This window comes from Ornithinibacillus salinisoli (assembly GCF_042684965.1).
Classification (GTDB): Bacteria; Bacillota; Bacilli; order Bacillales; family Amphibacillaceae; genus Ornithinibacillus; species Ornithinibacillus salinisoli.
Map to the genome: position 1 here is coordinate 114,577 of NZ_JBHUMI010000008.1, position 17,381 is coordinate 131,957.

The following is a 17,381-nucleotide window of genomic DNA, read 5'->3' on the forward strand; positions in this document are numbered from 1 at the left end:
AAACTTCAAATTAGTGAGGTTTTCTCTTCATAGGCTATATTAATTCCTAATGACCTAGTCGCGTAGTAGGTTGACTGAAAGCAATATTTGTAATAAAATTATCTTTAATTAAAGATATATCAATTAATAATATAGCTTTCCATTACACATGATTCTCGATACAAAGAGTTTCATCAGTTTTTTAGATAGATTAAGTACTTTTTCGGCAAAAGATAAGGAGGAACGGGCAATGGTAAAACTTTTTATTACACCAAGCTGTACATCTTGTAGGAAAGCAAAAGCATGGCTACAAGAATATAATATCCCGTTTACAGAACGAAATATTATTTCTGATCCATTAACCTTAGACGAGATTAAAGAAATCCTTCGCCTGACTGAGGATGGAACAGATGAAATTATTTCAACACGTTCCAAGGTGTTTCAAGAGATAGATGTAAATATTGATCAGTTATCCATAAGTGATTTATATAGCCTTATCCAAAAAAATCCTACAATCATAAAAAGACCTATTATACTTGATGAAAAACGTCTACAAGTAGGTTACAACGAAGATGAGATACGTAGCTTTTTACCCAGATCTGTTCGTACAATCCAATTACAAGAAGCTCAAAAAATCGTTAATTTATAGATAACAATGAAAGAGACTCGGTGAAGAAAAGATCTTTAGCTGAGTCTCTTTTTCTATGTACTTATAATCGCCTAGAATTGCTCAACCTCTAACGCTAATAAGTAGTATTCAAACATGGCGTCATTTAGTATAGTTACATAAAAGAGGTGTTAATATGTTTGAGCGAATAATAGAAAAATACCGTCAAGATTTAACAAATTATTGTAAAATGCTAACAGGAACACCTTGGGATGCGGAAGACTTATTTCAAGAAACAATGATTAAAACCTTCGATCATAAGGATAAACTATTGCATCACCCAAATCCCAAAGCATATATGTTCAGAGTAGCCTCAACGACCTGGATCGATTTTTGCCGCAAAAGAAAAGTGGACCTAGACATAGATGAAAAAAAGGTCATGGAATTAAGCACAGAAGATGCAGATCCTACCGTACTTCATGAAGTGATCGAAGATTTTGCTTCTTCATTACCTCCAAAACAAGCTGTCGTTATTTTACTTATGGATGTTTTTAAATATACCTCAAGAGAAACTGCAGAAATGATAAACTCAACAATTAGTGCAGTAAAGTCAACATTACATCGTGGAAGAAAAAATATACAGAATCGCCATCGAAAAATAGTTAGGGAGTCAACACCATTAGAATTAATAAAGGCATTTCAAGAAGCAATGAAAGATAATGACCCTACATTGATTAGTATAGCGTACAAAAATATTATAAATAATGGCTTTCAGATTCATTTTAACAGAAATAAAAACTGGTTCACCATACATGATCCAGAAGGAAATAGGATTGGAATTATTCATTCATAAATTTTTTCACTTTTTGCGCATCCATTTCGATAACTTATTCGTTTCTTAAGTGAATATAGATAGAAAGGGGAATAATAATGCTTGTCAAAAACCGAATTGACTGCTGTTTTATTCATTTAGTAGACTTTGAAAACTCAAAAGAATGGTACAAAAATATTTTTGGGTTTGATGTAAAGGTAGAAGGAGAAGGATTTCTTGAATTTGATCTAGATGGTCCGCCTTTAATTCTGCTACAAGCACAGGTTGAGAAAATCACACCTCTACCTTATTCTGTTTTCTTTTTTGAGACTATGGATGTGGAAAAAACACAGCAAACTTTGAAAGAAAAGGGAGCCAAAGTAGGTGACATTGAAAATTTTGGAGGTTCCATGAGAGGTTGTCACTTCTATGATCCAGAGGGAAATATGCTATTAGCTTGTACAAGTAAAGAATAATGCAGTAAGTCCTAGAATTTATGAATGTTCTAGGGCTTTTTATTGAGCTAAAGCAATATGATATACACTGCAAATAAGATAGCAACAAGGATCATACAAATACTAATTAAGATGAGCGATATTTTTGCTGTTTGGAAGCTTTGATTATTGATCGAATGCAATTTCCTTATGTATCCAAATATGGCTAATAGGATGGTGAATACTCCCAATACGACAGACGAGAAGCCGATTAAGGTTACTAAAAAGTTGCTCATGGAAGGTAACGCTGAATTTGTTGAAGTGAAATGTAGATTAGTAACAAGAAATCCTACTCCCATAATAGCGATTGCGGTTCGAATCCATGCTAAAAACGTTCGTTCATTGGCAAGGTGCTGTTGGATGTATTTGAAATCCAATGTTTGATTATTAGAATGCTTTGAATCATTTTTTCCCATTGAATACCACTCTCTTTTAGGATGACTCCCCTGTCTTATTTTCCATATCCTGCACGTTTTTATCCAAATTATTTTTTTGGTTGACAATCACCAGAATTATGTGTAAATTAAACATAACCAAAAGGTTATATGAAGAAGTGAGGAATGTATATGCCTGATATTTATCGTTCATTAGGTGATCCAACAAGACGGAAAATTTTGCACATGCTTAAAAATGGGGAAAAAACACAAAAAGAACTTGTAAGAGCGTTTGACATTTCACAGCCTGCAATAAAAAAGCATTTAAAGATCCTACTGGATGAACAGATAATTACAGAACAAATTCATGGGAAATATCGGGTATATCGTTTGGACTCTTTCATGCTGAAAACGGCATATGAAGAGATGCTTCATGACATCGGAGACTTACTTGACCATCAGTTAACAAGCTTAAAAGAATATGTGGAAAAGGGAGAGGAAAAACTTGAGTAAAACGAAGAACGTAGTAAAACGAGACATTGTTGTCAATGCGCCATTGGAAAAAGTGTGGGACGCACTAACTAAGCCAGAACACTTAAATCGATGGTACACCAAGGACGCGGAAGTTGATTTTCGAATAGGTGGGTATGGTGAATTAAATCACGGTTGGGGTGTAACATCATCTGGAATCTATACGGAAATTGATGAAATGAATCATTTCGTGCTGGAGAGTGAGAGTGGGGATTTTAAAACGATTACGACATTGCAGCAAATGGATAATGGTGTTCGCGTATCTATTTCATACCAAGTAGAATTTAGTGGTGAAGATGGCGAAGCGGCAAAAGAAAATATGCTCTTCGGTACGTATCAATTCCTACGAAACTTAAAAAGTGTATATGAAGAGGATCAAGATATTCGCTCACAGATGTGGCGGACCTGGATTGGGATCATGCACACAACACATTCACATGGAAGTAAAGTTGTAAAGGTTGGAGAAAATTCCCCTGCAGAAAGTGCAGGAATCCTTTTAGGCGATGTAATAACAGCAATAGATGGTGAATCAGTAAATGGGTATGATGCTTTAGAAACAATCATAAATACAAAAGAAATAAATAAGCCGGTATTATTAACCGTGAGAAGAAATGATCAACAAATGGACGTAGAGTGTATGATTGTTGGTTACCCGGTATCATATTAAAGACTATGGAATGGACATAATAGAATAGTAGAATAATAGATGAAGGAAATGCTTCATTTCCTAGTGATTAAGAGCGGTATTGGAACAATTCCAATACCGTTTCTTTGAGTTTCTCTTCGATTATAGTAGTCAATTTGTTAAAATAGAATTAATTAACAGAAAAAGTGAAGAAGCAGGTGTTAAAATGGGGAAGTGGATTCGGCGGATTATTATTGTGATAGCCTTCATTATGTTACTTCCGAATATCTTTACGTTGTTAACAGATTTAGGAAGCGATATCCCTAAAGAAACTAGAGAGCAAGTCGAATCAGGAAATGCTATGATTTATGATTTAGACAAAGAGGTTCAATTGGATCAGGATATCATCAAGTTTAAGCATTTAGTACGTACAGAAGATAGAACGGAATTAATCTATGAAGTACTTACGTATGAACCTGGATGGTCTTTTCCCGATAACGCTTTGGAGTTGAAAGATGAACAAGGGAACACGTATCTATTCAACGGTGGCAGTTCATCCGGAAACTCATGGGGGGCTATTATACGTATGGATTATGAGCCAATTCCTGAAACATTGGATAAAGTTATACTAGATTTCAATTGGTATGATAGGTCGTTTCAAACAGACATTATGTTAATAGAGGAGGGGGATTAGTGTGCGTAAGAAAAAACTAATAGCAACCCTCGAGTGGGCATTAGCAATTGTCTTGCTCTTTTTTCTGGTGAAAGATTCTCCTTATTTAAATTACTATCACCTGTCACCAATAAAAGCCCATGAACAATCAGAGCGAACCTTTTATTACGGCCCCTCGGAGATAGTAGAGGAAGTAGACTTTGGGGAAGCTCGCATATATCTAGCAAAATATAAAGATTGGTTTTCTGCCAATACCGTTTTGAACCATGCAGGTGTTTTTTGGCAACCAGGAAGTCAGGTTGGTGGATTTGAAATTGAAAAAGATAAGAGTCTTACCCACACATGGTCAGGTTCCTAGATTAATGAGGAGCTTATGCTTATGAAGTACTATGGTATTGTGACAGATCCAGAAATAACGGAAGTAGAATTAGATGTGACTGAAGGGTACGGTTGGGACGATGTTATACCAGAAGAGGATATACAAACATTGTCAAATCCACTTGAAGATCATCGCATGTTTTTATTTCATTGGAATGAAGAGAAGCATGACTATTTGGCGTTAACAATTAGAGGACTGGATGAAAATAGAGAAGTCATATATGAAGAAGATTTAAGGTAAAAATACAATTGCGACATGGGAACTTCCCACACGTAGAATGAAAGGAAAAAAATAATGAAAACAGTAAACGTAGGAATTATCGGATTAGGTGCTATTGGAGAAAGGTTACTAAAACAATTTCATGCACATACTGCAACTCAAATTACGGCCATAAGTGATGTGAATGTGAAGCGGATGGAAGAGATGAAGGAGATTTTAACAGACGTTAAGATGTATGAAGATTATCAACAACTAATTGCTGATGAATGTGTAGATCTAATCTATGTTGCCGTTCCACCTAAATTTCACCATCAAATTGCAATGGATGTCATGGATGCGGGTAAACATATACTATGCGAAAAGCCACTTGCAAATTCGTTTCAAGAGGCAAAGGAAATGCAAGAAAAAGCACAATCAGTTGACGTCGTTCATGCGATTAATTTTCCATTACCATATACTAACACAACTGAAATGTTAGCTGAGAATATACAAAAAGAAAAAATTGGTACGCTCAAACGGATTGAACTAACGATGAAATTTCCAGATTGGCCGAGAAGCTGGCAGCAAAATGATTGGATTGCAGGGCGTGAACAAGGTGGGTTTATACGCGAGATCACCCCACATTTTATCCAGCTAACACAGCAATTATTTGGAAACGTAACTCATATTCAATCACATATCGATTATCCAGAAAATAAAAAGGCATGTGAAACAGGGGTTATTGCCCGAATGGAATTAGAAGATGGAACACCGATATTAATTAATGGTATAAGTGGTATTGGTAAAAAAGAAGAATTGGCTTATGAGGTTTATGGTAGCAATGGAGTTCTATCTTTATTGAATTGGGGACAGCTTACTTACACCTCAATAAAAGAGGAAGCTGTTAATGTAGTGGAAAGAGACAATACACAGCCAGGGTTAATCGATGAATTGGTTAAGGCTATAGCAGGTGAGCCTTCACATCTCATTACTTTTGATAAAGGGTTTGACGTTCAACAAGTACTGGAAGGAATATTGGGGAAAAATGATTAACGTACTAAATATAGAAATCGATTATTCCAAGCGAATGATAGTAATTTCTGATATACATGCCAATGTAACGTTATTTAAAGAACTGCTAGACAAAGTGAATTATACCGAAGAAGATTACTTATTTGTTAATGGTGACCTTTGTGAGAAAGGCCCTAATAGCTTAGAGGTTGTAGCATATGTACGTGAATTATCAAATCAATCGGACAAAGTTTTTGTAACCAAAGGAAATTGTGACGTAGTATTCCGATATGTTTTTGACGGTGTAGAGGGGATTATCTCTTATATGAAGAAACAACGGCATTCCGTTTTGAATGAAATGATCCAGGAGCATGGAAAAACAATTGATGATTTCGCTAATGTACAAGAATTAGTAACATTATATCGGGAACATTTTCAAAATGAAATTGATTGGCTGGAATCACTACCACATGCTTATGAAACAGAGAATCATATTATTATTCATGCAGGTATTAGTAATATAGTAAACTGGCGGGATACCGAAGAGTCCTTTGCTCTGTCGGCACCAGCGTTTTACGAAAAGGAACACCAAGCAGATCAAACTGTAATTGTCGGACACTGGCCAGTAGTTAATTACAGAGCCCAGCAAATAAGCTCGAACAACCCGGTGATTAATCTTGATAAGCGAATAATCGCACTAGATGGCGGAAATCAAATAAAAAGAGATGGACAGCTTAATGCCCTAATAATTGAAAATGAAAATTATTCCTATACGTATGTTGACGAGCTAACGGATAAAGCAATTATTCAAAAGGATCATGTTGATACAACGGGAAGAGTGGGTACGGTAACTTATCCGAATTACGAATTAAAATTAGTCCTTGAAGAGGAATATTTTACGCTTTGTGAAAATCGTAATCTAGGAATTCAACAGTGGATAAAAAATGAATTTATATCCGTTGAAGATGATACCATTAGCTCAAAGGGAGACCTTAGTACAACATTTCTATCTGTAACCAAAGGAGAAGAAGTGTCGGTTGTTAATAATGCATGTGCTGGATATGCGTTAATAAAAAGAATGAATGGCGAAGTAGGCTGGATACCTAAAACAATCATGGGGTGAACTAATACTTTGAATCTATTAGATAGGATGTTTTCTAAAATATTATTACCTTTTTGGGTAATGAATCTTAATGAGTAATTTATATAAACTGCGCCATAACTTAATATGAAAAACGTGGTGAAATCCGAGATTAAATTTACTGCATCAAATCTCGCTCCAGAAATACACTTCGCTTTCCGCGGGCGGCTGGTGAGCCTCCTCGAACTCCGTTCTGTGGGGTCTCACCGATGCCTTTCCTCCCGCCGGAGTCTACGTGTATTTCTTCCGCTAGAATAGAGGTCAATTCAGAAGAAATCTAAAGGTCGCTGATATTATGATAAAACCAATCTTAAATCAGAAAATCACCACTAGCGAAGTGTTCTGCCAGAGCGGTTTTGTAGCACTCTCGATTCAATAAGATTAAGGGAGAAAAACGTTTCAAAGTTAATGCACATTTTCTATCAAATACTATAAGCGATGCGAAGAGAGATTTTAGAAAATACGAAAAAACTTGAAAAAAATCAAGGTACATATTACAATGTAAGGGAATATATTGGAAGCGGAGGTGGGAAGAGATGTTAAATCATACTGTTTTAGTGCACGGTTTCTGGCTGGAGATCCTATATTTTAACCGTGCAAAATTTGCTGTTTTAGTTGATGGCGGGATACGTATGCCCTTTTTTAACAACTTAATAGCAAATCTAAAACAGTGAAAATATCTCTAAACCCACGTTATATTATGAAAGAAGAGGGAGGGCATTTCATGCTCTCCTTTTTTTGGCAGATAAGAAAGTATAAGCTTTCTTATGTTGCATAAGTGCAACTAAGTCTATTGCCAAAAAGGCTTGGCAATAGCCGAGCTTTCTTATACCATTTTATGATAAAAGTACAAATAGCCATGGGAGAGGTGTATTCTCTTCATGGCTTTTTTGTGTTCCATTAAAAGGAGGACTTTACAGTGATAACTTGTAGTGTTAATCAAATAGCTAAAATGTATGGAGGAAATTCCATCTTTGAAGATATTTCTTTTGAAGTGAAAGAAGGAGAACGGATTGGTTTAGTTGGTCAAAATGGTGGAGGTAAAACGACTCTTCTCCGGTTATTGGCAGGGGAGGAAACACCGGATCATGGACAGATTCACTGGAAGAAAGGGTTAGGAATTGGATATCTTAAGCAAATACCAAACTATCATAAAGAAGTCACGACAAAAGAAGTTTTGTTTACCGCTTTTTCGGATTTATTAGATGCAAAAGATAAAATGAAGAAACTTGAAGCTGAAATGAGTTACGAAGGAGATCCAGAGGCTTTACAAAAGCTTGTAACGAGTTATGGCACTCACCAAGATTATTTTACAAGAGAAGGTGGATATGAAATAGATTCCAGTTTGGATAAAGTTGCTTTTGGGTTAAATATGACTCATCTGTTAGAGCAAAAAATTTCAACATTAAGTGGTGGAGAGCAGACAAAGGTGGGGCTGGCTTTAATTCTTCTTAAGAATCCGGACTTTTTAATTTTAGATGAGCCAACAAATCATTTAGATTTATTGGCTGTCGAATGGCTTGGAGGTTTTTTGAAAGAGTATCGAGGAACCGTTTTGGTAGTATCTCATGATCGCTACTTCTTAGACGAGGTAGTAACGAAAATATTAGATTTAGAAGATGGAAAACTTGAATGCTATCACACAAACTTTACCGGATTTATCAAAGAAAAAGAGGAGCGACTTCTTAGGGAATTTCAAGCCTATGAGGAGCAACAAAAGAAAATTAAAAAAATGAAAGAAGCAATAAAGAGGTTAAAAGATTGGGCGAATCGAGCGAATCCACCAAATGAAGGGCTGCATAAGCGAGCGAGAAATATGGAAAGAGCTATAGAAAGGATGAAAAAGCTGGATCGACCGGTGCTAAATCAAAAGAAAATGAACCTGAATATGGAAGCTACAGATCGAAGCGGAAATGATGTCGTTATGCTTAAAGAGGTTTCTAAGAGTTTCGGTCAGCAAGTACTCTTTACAGATGCAACAATGCAAATTTCCTACCAACAAAGAGTAGCTGTAATTGGGGAAAATGGAACCGGCAAATCGACGTTAATTAAACTGATTTTACAGGAATTAAAACCAGATGAAGGAGAAGTGAGGGTAGGTAGTAATGTGAAAATCGGCTATTTGTCACAGCATGTTTTTGTCGGAACAGAAGAAGAAACTATTATTGAGGCATTTCGAAAGTATGTCGCAGTTGCGGAAGGGGAAGCTAGGAATATACTAGCAAGATTCTTGTTTTATGGTCCGAATGTCTTTCAAAAAGTATCCCAGCTAAGTGGTGGCGAAAAGATGAGGTTACGATTGGCTCAGCTGATGTATCAAGACATTAACTTTCTAGTGTTAGATGAGCCAACAAACCATTTAGATATCGAGTCACGTGAAGTCTTGGAAGAAGTGCTAGCGGATTATAATGGTACGATTCTAGCCGTCTCTCATGACCGTTATTTTCTAAATAAGTTATTTGGAAAGATATATTGGATCGATTCCAAAAGAATCCATGGTTTTGATGGTGATTATTCCTGGGCAAGGGATAATATGGAGGAAATGAAAACAAGTCAAGAAAAAGTTTCGATAAAGAAAAGCCATCGTCTCCAAACGAGCAAGCGAAAAGAACCACGTAGGAAGGAACCCAACCCGGAAGTGGAAATGGAAACAGTAGAACAACAGATTATGGATCTAGAATGTAAACTAGAAGCCATTAAAAATGTAGAGCAGTTGCAGGCGTTGTACGAAGAAAAAGAACAACTTGAATTAAAATGGGAACATTTATATGAACAGCTACATGGGTAATTATGTATAGACAATGACTCCAGTACGGGTACTGGAGTCATAACAATTTTAAAATGAAGTTTATAGTTTATATATATCAGGGCGACGATCACTGAATATAGGAATCGTTTTTCGTACTTTTTCCACTTGATCTATATCAATTTCTCCGTAAAGGATTGTCTCTTCATTATCTGCTTCACAAATTATCTCACCCCATGGACCTACAATAATAGAGTGTCCACCAAATTCGTTATTAGGATCGGATCCAACGCGGTTACAAGCAACAACAAAGCATTGATTCTCAATCGCTCTACTAATCAATAATGCTCGCCAGTGGTCAATACGAGGTTTCGGCCATTCCGCAACAACATATAATATTTTAGTGTTTTCAAGCATATGAGTACGAATCCATTCGGGAAAGCGAATATCATAACAAATAACACCGGCACTAAAATGCTCTTCTAATTCAAAAAGTCCATTTTCATGTCCTTCAACCAAGTGCTTTTCCTCATCCATTAAGCGAAATAGATGTGCTTTACTATACTCTTTTACCAATTCCCCATTACGGTTCACAATGAATAGCGTATTTGTCACATTTGAGTCTGGTAGCTTTTTAGCAACCGAACCTGCCACAATATTTACATTATATTTTTTGGCGAGATTACTAATGAATGCAAACGAATCCTTCCCATTCTCGTCAGCAATTTCATCCAATCGTGTCAAATCATAGCCGGTGGTCCATAATTCTGGAAGAACAACAGTGTCGACTTGATTCAGGTTAGTGAACAACTTTTCAACGTGTCTATAATTTTCCGTGGGACTTCCAAAAGTAATATCAATTTGTAACAAGGCTATTTTCAATCCCATATTATCCCTCCTTGGCTAAGCGTTTTTTCGTTACATGCTCTTCCAATAATTGCATTGCTTGGGTTAATTCGCTAGCATTCGAGACTCCCATCAAATGTATGGATTCCCCGGATTTAGTGGAGGCATTTGCGATCAGTTGAATGGTTTTATCCGTATTTTCCGTAATACCTAATTCCGAAAGCGAAGTTGGTAATGCTAGTTCATGATAGTATGGCAATAGAAAATCGATTTCATTAAATCGATTTTCTAAAGCGATCTGAACTAATACACCATATGCTACTTTTTCCCCGTGCATGTATACATGTGTTTCTGGAATCGTTGTTATTCCATTATGAATAGAATGTGCTCCGGCTATTCTGCCATATTTATCACCATAACTACCAACCATCCCACCTGACATAATGATGGTTTCGATTACTCGAACAAATGAAGGAGTAACTTGCTTCGCCTTCATTGCAGTAATTGCCACGGTTCCCTCTTCTAATAGTACATCACGACATAGTTTAGCTGCGTGAATGGCAATCTCAACTGCGATAGGTTTTGGTGTCATATGACGCGTTAGGACATCTGCCTCATACCATTTGGCGATCGTATCTCCAATCCCAGCTCGCATAAATGCAACGGGTGAATCAATCAAGATGTCTGGTTCAACAAGAACCATAAATGTGCTATAGGAAAAAACATCATACGTTAAAAAGTTTCCTTTCTGATCATAGAAAACACTTAATGGCGTCCATGCGGCACAGTTAGAAGCTAATGTTGGTACTAGGATAACTGGTAAGTTAACAGTGTTTCCAACCGCTTTCGCAATATCCATTATTTTTCCACCACCAACTGCTAAAACAAAATCTGCACCATGATCAGTAGTAAATTCACTTACTCGTTGTACCTCCTCATAGGTGCACTCTCCGTCATAAAGTACATTCATTACGGGTATATCAAAATGAGGAAAATAGGACTTAGCAGCTTCCCATGATTTTCTACCATGTAGAAGAATGCCCTTCGTAAGCTGATTTTCTTTTAATCTAGTAGGTAATGTTTTCAGTACGCCTTGATGACATACATAATGATTGGGTGCACCTTTCACTTCTAGTGTTTGCATATACGACTCCTCCCATATCGTTAAATAAAAAAACCTCTTCCCAAAAGGAAGAGGTATCATACGCTCGGCTCTTCCTCTTATCTTTGCAGTAGCACTGCAGGATTTAGCACCGTGTAATGCATACATTACCGGTTGCCGGGCTTCATAGGGCCATTCCCTCCACCTTCTCTTGATAAGAGTTTGATATAGTTGTGACAATTATTGCACTCGATATATTTTCTGTCAAGGTAAAAAATAACTTTACAAAACGGAAGCATGTAGCTATTATAGATAACTAGAATTTCATCGTTCTTAAGGAGTGTGATAGCAATGCAAGAATTTGAGCAGTCCGATTTATTAAAGCGACTACCAGAACAGTTTTTTGCTAAGTTAGTTTCAAACGTACAAACATTAGCAAAAGAAGGTCATGATATTATCAATCTTGGTCAAGGAAATCCTGATTTACCAACACCTCCACATATTGTTGATCAATTAAAACAGGCTGCTTCCAACCCAGATTTCCATAAATATTCGCCATTCCAAGGGCATTTCTTCTTAAAAGAAGCTATTTCCGAGTTTTACAAACGAGAGTATGAAGTTGACATTGATCCGAAAACAGAAGTTGCTATTTTATTTGGTGCTAAAACAGGTTTGGTTGAGTTGAGTCAGTGCTTGCTTAATCGTGGGGATTTGGCACTTTTGCCAGATCCTGGATACCCGGATTATATGTCTGGTATTGCCTTAGCTAATGCAAAAACAGCTTTGATGCCTTTATTGAAGGAGAATGCCTTTTTGCCGGATTATGCAATGCTGGATGAACAAACTTTAGAGCAAGCAAAGGTAATGTTTTTGAATTACCCAAATAACCCAACATCAGCTACTGCTACAAAAGCGTTCTTTGATGAGACGGTTGAACTAGCAAATCGTTACAATATTTGTGTAGCACATGATCTTGCATATGGTGCGATTGGTTTTGATGGAGAAAAACCACAGAGTTTTCTACAGTCAGAAGGAGCCAAAGAAATTGGGGTAGAATTTTATACATTATCAAAAACCTATAACATGGCAGGCTGGAGAGTTGCCTTTGCAGTTGGCAATCGTTCGGTAATAGAAAGTATTAATTTGATTCAAGACCATTTATACGTTAGTTTATTTGGTGGAATTCAGAAAGCTGCTGCTGAGGCACTTTTAGGAGACCAAAAATCCGTGGAAGAGTTAGTACAAATCTATCAAGGGAGAAGAGACCGATTTATTGACCGATTAAATGAGATTGGATGGAAGGTGGAGGCACCTAAAGGAACATTTTTTGCATGGTTACCAGTTCCAAAGGGGTATTCATCAGAAGAGTTTGCAAATCTCTTACTGGAAAAAGCGCATGTCGTAACGGCACCTGGTAATGGATTCGGTCCCCATGGTGAAGGGTATTTACGTGTTGGTCTACTAGAAAGTGAAGAAAGATTAGTGGAAGCTGCTGACCGAATTGCAAAATTAAACCTTTTTTAGAGTAAACATAAGAAAACGCTACCAAATAAATATTTTAATTAATGTATAAAAATGCATTGACAAATTGGTTTTTGAAGATTAATATAAGTCCTAACATTTAAAGTGAAAAATTAAATTAACTTATCAAGAGTGACCGAGGGAACAGGCCCGACGAAGTCACAGCAACCTTCCTATATGGAGTGGTGCTACCTCCTGCAGAATGATTACATTCTGAAAGATAAGGCTTATTGTAAAATTTTGTGCCCTCTTTCAGATTGAAAGAGGGTTTTTTTAATGGAGTGTGATAACGATGATCACCTTAGAAAGTATTGAAAAGGTATATGAATCAAAGTCTAGTAGAGTTGTAGGGGTAGACAATGTCTCCTTGTCCATTGAAAAAGGGGAAATATACGGAATTGTTGGGTATAGTGGAGCTGGAAAAAGCACCTTACTACGATGTATTAACATACTTGAACGGCCTACATCAGGAAAAGTGATTGTAGATGGTGTCGACCTTTTGGAGCTTTCTGGTAAAAGGTTACGGGAAGCTAGACAATCCATTGGTATGATATTTCAAGGGTTTTACTTAGTTTCGTCCAAAACGGTATTTGAAAATGTCGCCTTTGCCTTGAAAGCTGCAGGGGTGGACCGAGCAAAAAGGGAAGAAAGAGTGCTAGAGTTACTATCTTTAGTTGGTTTAGCAGATAAAGCGAACCAATATCCTTCACAGTTAAGTGGTGGACAGAAACAACGAGTAAGTATTGCAAGAGCGTTAGCGAATAGTCCAAAAGTTTTGCTATGTGACGAAGCGACCTCTGCATTAGATCCTAGCACAACAAAATCGATCCTATCGTTGTTGAAGAAGATTAATGATGAACTAGGGATTACAATTGTTATTATTACCCACGAGATGGAAATAGTAAAAGAAGTTTGTGATCGCTGTGCAGTTATGCAGGATGGAAAGGTAGTGGAAGAAGGACCGTCATATGAAATATTTGCAAACCCAAAGGAGGATTTGACGAAAGAATTTATTCAAACGGTTTTAGATTTCCAATTACCAGCAAAGCTATTAGAAAACTGTTCTGGAACACTGGTCAGGTTACAATTTAGAGGAGAGCAAGCAGGGGAGTCAGTGGTCTCAGATATGCTTCAAAATCACAAGGTGAAAGGCAATATCCTTCATGGGAAAGTGGAATACATAAGGGAGAAGCCACTAGGTATTTTTATAATGGAGGTTATCGGAGAACAAGTGGAGATACAAAGAGCAATTAGTTACCTTCAAGATAGATTGAAGCAAGTGGAGGTGATCAAACATGTATCTAAATAGTATTGTTAGTTTGTTACCAGAATTAAATCAAGCATTTTTCGAAACCTTATTGATGGTAGGGATTGGCTTACTAGTAGCTTTACTGATTGGTATGCCAATGGGAATCTTATTATATGTGACAGATCATGGGCTCTTTTTAGAAAATAGATGGGTAAAATCAGTTGTTGGTATCATTGTTAATTTAATTCGATCGATTCCGTTTATTATCCTTTTAGTCTTCTTGCTACCTTTTACAAAATGGTTAGTAGATACAACGACTGGTCCTTTGGCAGCATCTGTTTCCCTCTCCGTTGCTGCTATCCCTTTCTATGCTAGAATCGTAGAATCAGCTGCACGAGAAATAGATAAAGGAGTTATCGAGGCTGCAGTTGCAGCAGGGGCTTCTCCGTGGTTGATTATTAAAGATATTATCTTCCCAGAAGCAAAGCCAGGCTTTATTAGTGGGCTAACAATTACCGCAATTAGTCTAATAGGGTATTCTGCAATGGCGGGAACAGTTGGCGGTGGAGGTATTGGTGACTTAGCAATTAGGTATGGGTATTACCGTTATGATGACACCGTGATGTTTACAACCGTTATTGTTCTTATAGTATTAGTACAATTTATTCAATATTTGGGTGACTTTATAGCGAAAGCTGTGAATAAACGTTAGGAAAAATAAAAATAGGAGTGTTAAGAAAATGAAAAAACTTATATTGGTATTATTATCTGTATTATTGCTTGCTGTATTAGCAGCATGCGGGTCAGACGGTGAAGAAGCAAGCGGTGATGAAAAAACGACCATACAATTTGGTGCGACAGTTGGTCCATATAGTGATATGGTAACCAAGGCTATTGCACCACTTTTAGAAGAAAAGGGCTATGAAGTGAAAAATCAGGAATATACGGATTATATTCAGCCAAACAATGCACTTGATAATGGTGACCTTGACGTTAACCTTTTCCAACACAAAATTTACTATGAAGCATTTGCTGAAGAAAATGACATGGATTTATCAGAAGTAATCATTGTACCAACAGCACCAATGGGGCTTTACTCCAATAAGTTTGACAGTATAGGAGCTATAGAGGATGGCAGTAAAATCACAATTGCTAACGACCCGACAAATCTTGCAAGAACATTAGTAATGCTGCAAGATGAAGGATTAATAACAATTAGTGAAGAAGTTGATCCGTTGAAAGCATCGGTAAAAGATATTGTAGAAAATCCTAACAATCTTAAGTTTGAAGAAGTAGAGGCAGGGCAATTGCCACGATTAGTTGAAACAGAAGATGTATCTGCTGTACCAGGTAACTTTGCACTTGCTGCAGATATGGATTTATTAGATGCTTTAGCATTAGAAGATATGCCAGATGACTATCGTAATCGTGTTGTAGTGAATACAGATGATTTAGATAAACAATGGGTGAAGGATATTAAAGAAGTGGTTGAATCGGATGAATTCGAACAGATCATTGATGAACAATTCCAAGGCTTTGGTAAACCACAATGGATGCTAAATAGATAATAGTTTATTTTTTAAAAAAACGTCCTGTGGGGCGTTTTTTTTTACTATGGTGTAAATCATGCCACATACTAAAGTATATCCCTTTTCTATGTCATTAGCAGGAATTCTTTGTGCTTAGAGAACGAAAAAAAGTTAAAAGATGAAAACTTTTAACCATAGACATAAGTAAAACATATGATAATATTAATATAGAATATTTAGAAAATAATTATTAGTTTTACTACGGAGTGATTAGATGAATGGATTTGGGAATCGATTAAAGGCATTGCGAGAGAAGAGAGCTCTTACCCCGGATCAGATGGCAGAACAAATTGGCTTTACCAAAAGTGTTATTTGGAGTTATGAGATGGAAAAGAAGGAGCCGAGTGTTCGTCACATTTTGAGGTTAGCTAATTTTTTTGATGTATCAATTGACTATCTCCTTAAAGGTGTTGAAATAAACCAAACACTAGATCTTCAGCATATAAGTGACTTAAAAAGACATACATTAACTATTGATAATCGTCAACTTAGTAAAGATGAGTTAGTGGATGCAATTGCTTTTGTGAAAGCAAAAAGATTATTGAAAGAAGCGGAGTAGTTAGTTATAGGTGGCTGTGAAAAAGAGTCTTCCATTTTCTTTTTCATAGCCACTATTTTTGTTCATTTTTGGTATGGAATCCCCAATAATTCAGGAACAGTTACAAATTCATATCCCTGTCCCGCCAATTCGGTGATGACTTGCTGTAGTGACGCAATCGTATTTGTCCGATCTGAGTCCCACTCCGCGCCATCGTGCATTAAGATAATTGCACCGGGATGAATGTTATTCACTACATTATTGGTGATCTCTTCAGGAGGTTCCTCCTGCCAATCCAATGAGTCGACAGTCCAACCAACAACTGTATAATCCAGATCATCTAATTTTTCCACTAATTCATTATATAAAAATCCATAAGGGGCACGAAATAAGCTTGTCCGGTAGCCAATCAACTCAGCTAACGCGTCTTCCGTTCTGGTTACTTCATTTTCAAGGGTTGCGATATCATCCTCTTCCACTAGGTTAGGATGCCAATATGTATGGTTGCCAACGATATGACCTTCTTCCATGATTCGATTTACCAGCTCTGGATATGCTTCTGCTCTTGCCCCCATTAGAAAAAAAGTTGCTGGAACATTATTTTCAGCTAATACATCTAAAATTTGTGGAGTAAAGCGAGGGTCTGGTCCATCATCAAAGGTTACCGCAATTTTATTTTCGGTTTGATCACCACTTAATACAATTGTATCTGGATATCGTTGTTGCAAAATAATATTTGAAACAGGGTATCGTATTCGCTCCGTAAATTCTGGTCCACCTTCTGGCTGAGGTATTTCATCCTGTTGTGCTGGAACAGACATACTTCCAACGAAAAGGAAGGCTGTTAGGAGTAAGAAATAGGTAAAAAATTTCAAAACGTTCGTTCGCATGTATTCACTTCCTTTTTTTATATGTTTTAGTTTTGCCTTGATAAAGGAAATTATTAGTAAAATATAATCTCCTAATT

The 17,381-nt window shown here is 36.8% G+C and carries 21 protein-coding genes and 2 riboswitches; of the genes, 17 read left to right on the forward strand and 4 right to left on the reverse strand.

The window, feature by feature from the left end; genetic code table 11:
• The first annotated feature begins 229 nt into the window (after positions 1-229).
• From spxA to ACFSTA_RS04210, 3 genes are all read left to right on the forward strand, one after another.
• Positions 230-628, forward strand: a complete 399-nt coding sequence (gene spxA / locus ACFSTA_RS04200; RefSeq protein WP_377555299.1) for a transcriptional regulator SpxA — start codon at positions 230-232, stop codon at positions 626-628.
• Positions 629-782: 154 nt separating this feature from the next.
• Positions 783-1,439: an RNA polymerase sigma factor gene (locus tag ACFSTA_RS04205; protein WP_377555300.1), complete on the forward strand. Its 657-nt coding sequence runs from the start codon at positions 783-785 to the stop codon at positions 1,437-1,439.
• A gap of 77 nt (positions 1,440-1,516) precedes the next feature.
• Positions 1,517-1,873: a VOC family protein gene (locus ACFSTA_RS04210; protein WP_377555301.1), complete on the forward strand. Its 357-nt coding sequence runs from the start codon at positions 1,517-1,519 to the stop codon at positions 1,871-1,873.
• Positions 1,874-1,920: 47 nt separating this feature from the next.
• Here ACFSTA_RS04210 and ACFSTA_RS04215 read toward each other — a convergent pair whose 3' ends face one another.
• The gene (locus ACFSTA_RS04215; RefSeq protein WP_377555302.1) at positions 1,921-2,307 is read right to left on the reverse strand and encodes a YidH family protein; all 387 of its coding nucleotides are present in this window, start codon (positions 2,305-2,307) and stop codon (positions 1,921-1,923) included.
• Between the two features lie 150 nt (positions 2,308-2,457).
• Here ACFSTA_RS04215 and ACFSTA_RS04220 point away from each other — a divergent pair, with 150 nt between their 5' ends.
• The 9 genes from ACFSTA_RS04220 (at position 2,458) to abc-f (ending at position 9,611) form a co-directional block, all read left to right on the forward strand.
• The gene (locus tag ACFSTA_RS04220) at positions 2,458-2,778 is read left to right on the forward strand and encodes an ArsR/SmtB family transcription factor (protein ID WP_377555303.1); all 321 of its coding nucleotides are present in this window, start codon (positions 2,458-2,460) and stop codon (positions 2,776-2,778) included.
• Positions 2,771-3,463 (forward strand): SRPBCC domain-containing protein, encoded by a 693-nt coding sequence (locus ACFSTA_RS04225; RefSeq protein WP_377555304.1) that lies wholly within the window; start codon positions 2,771-2,773, stop codon positions 3,461-3,463. Before ACFSTA_RS04220 ends, ACFSTA_RS04225 begins: the two co-directional genes overlap by 8 nt.
• Positions 3,464-3,647: 184 nt before the next feature.
• Entirely contained in the window at positions 3,648-4,115 is a 468-nt protein-coding gene (locus tag ACFSTA_RS04230; RefSeq protein WP_377555305.1) for a hypothetical protein, read from the forward strand.
• Position 4,116: 1 nt separating this feature from the next.
• Positions 4,117-4,452, forward strand: a complete 336-nt coding sequence (locus ACFSTA_RS04235; protein WP_377555306.1) for a hypothetical protein — start codon at positions 4,117-4,119, stop codon at positions 4,450-4,452.
• 21 nt (positions 4,453-4,473) lie between these two features.
• Positions 4,474-4,713, forward strand: coding sequence for a hypothetical protein (locus ACFSTA_RS04240; RefSeq protein WP_377555307.1), 240 nt, complete (start codon positions 4,474-4,476; stop codon positions 4,711-4,713).
• Between the two features lie 54 nt (positions 4,714-4,767).
• Positions 4,768-5,724 carry a Gfo/Idh/MocA family protein gene (locus ACFSTA_RS04245; RefSeq protein ID WP_377555308.1) on the forward strand — a complete coding sequence of 319 codons (957 nt, stop codon included), beginning with the start codon at positions 4,768-4,770 and terminating at the stop codon, positions 5,722-5,724.
• On the forward strand, positions 5,717-6,805 hold the full coding sequence (locus ACFSTA_RS04250) for a metallophosphoesterase (RefSeq protein WP_377555309.1): 1,089 nt from the start codon (positions 5,717-5,719) through the stop codon (positions 6,803-6,805). Before ACFSTA_RS04245 ends, ACFSTA_RS04250 begins: the two co-directional genes overlap by 8 nt.
• Positions 6,806-7,359: 554 nt before the next feature.
• Entirely contained in the window at positions 7,360-7,497 is a 138-nt protein-coding gene (locus ACFSTA_RS04255) for an RAxF-45 family protein (RefSeq protein WP_377555310.1), read from the forward strand.
• A gap of 245 nt (positions 7,498-7,742) precedes the next feature.
• Positions 7,743-9,611 (forward strand): ribosomal protection-like ABC-F family protein, encoded by a 1,869-nt coding sequence (gene abc-f, locus ACFSTA_RS04260; protein ID WP_377555311.1) that lies wholly within the window; start codon positions 7,743-7,745, stop codon positions 9,609-9,611.
• Between the two features lie 60 nt (positions 9,612-9,671).
• Here abc-f and ACFSTA_RS04265 read toward each other — a convergent pair whose 3' ends face one another.
• Entirely contained in the window at positions 9,672-10,457 is a 786-nt protein-coding gene (locus ACFSTA_RS04265; RefSeq protein WP_377555312.1) for a carbon-nitrogen family hydrolase, read from the reverse strand.
• 1 nt (position 10,458) lies between these two features.
• The gene (locus ACFSTA_RS04270; protein ID WP_377555313.1) at positions 10,459-11,559 is read right to left on the reverse strand and encodes an iron-containing alcohol dehydrogenase family protein; all 1,101 of its coding nucleotides are present in this window, start codon (positions 11,557-11,559) and stop codon (positions 10,459-10,461) included.
• A gap of 74 nt (positions 11,560-11,633) precedes the next feature.
• Positions 11,634-11,738, reverse strand: a riboswitch (SAM riboswitch).
• Positions 11,739-11,868: 130 nt separating this feature from the next.
• On the opposite strand from ACFSTA_RS04270, the gene ACFSTA_RS04275 reads away from it, so the two are divergent.
• From ACFSTA_RS04275 to ACFSTA_RS04295, 5 genes are all read left to right on the forward strand, one after another.
• Positions 11,869-13,041 carry a pyridoxal phosphate-dependent aminotransferase gene (locus ACFSTA_RS04275; RefSeq protein ID WP_377555314.1) on the forward strand — a complete coding sequence of 391 codons (1,173 nt, stop codon included), beginning with the start codon at positions 11,869-11,871 and terminating at the stop codon, positions 13,039-13,041.
• 117 nt (positions 13,042-13,158) lie between these two features.
• Positions 13,159-13,265: riboswitch (SAM riboswitch) on the forward strand.
• 65 nt (positions 13,266-13,330) lie between these two features.
• Positions 13,331-14,347, forward strand: coding sequence for a methionine ABC transporter ATP-binding protein (locus ACFSTA_RS04280; RefSeq protein ID WP_377555315.1), 1,017 nt, complete (start codon positions 13,331-13,333; stop codon positions 14,345-14,347).
• Entirely contained in the window at positions 14,334-14,999 is a 666-nt protein-coding gene (locus tag ACFSTA_RS04285) for a methionine ABC transporter permease (protein ID WP_377555316.1), read from the forward strand. The genes ACFSTA_RS04280 and ACFSTA_RS04285 overlap by 14 nt, the downstream gene beginning before the upstream one ends.
• A gap of 28 nt (positions 15,000-15,027) precedes the next feature.
• Positions 15,028-15,855 (forward strand): MetQ/NlpA family ABC transporter substrate-binding protein, encoded by an 828-nt coding sequence (locus tag ACFSTA_RS04290; protein ID WP_377555317.1) that lies wholly within the window; start codon positions 15,028-15,030, stop codon positions 15,853-15,855.
• Positions 15,856-16,090: 235 nt separating this feature from the next.
• Positions 16,091-16,435: a helix-turn-helix domain-containing protein gene (locus tag ACFSTA_RS04295; RefSeq protein ID WP_377555318.1), complete on the forward strand. Its 345-nt coding sequence runs from the start codon at positions 16,091-16,093 to the stop codon at positions 16,433-16,435.
• 62 nt (positions 16,436-16,497) lie between these two features.
• Here ACFSTA_RS04295 and ACFSTA_RS04300 read toward each other — a convergent pair whose 3' ends face one another.
• Positions 16,498-17,304 carry a polysaccharide deacetylase family protein gene (locus tag ACFSTA_RS04300; protein ID WP_377555319.1) on the reverse strand — a complete coding sequence of 269 codons (807 nt, stop codon included), beginning with the start codon at positions 17,302-17,304 and terminating at the stop codon, positions 16,498-16,500.
• Between the last annotated feature and the right edge of the window lie 77 nt (positions 17,305-17,381).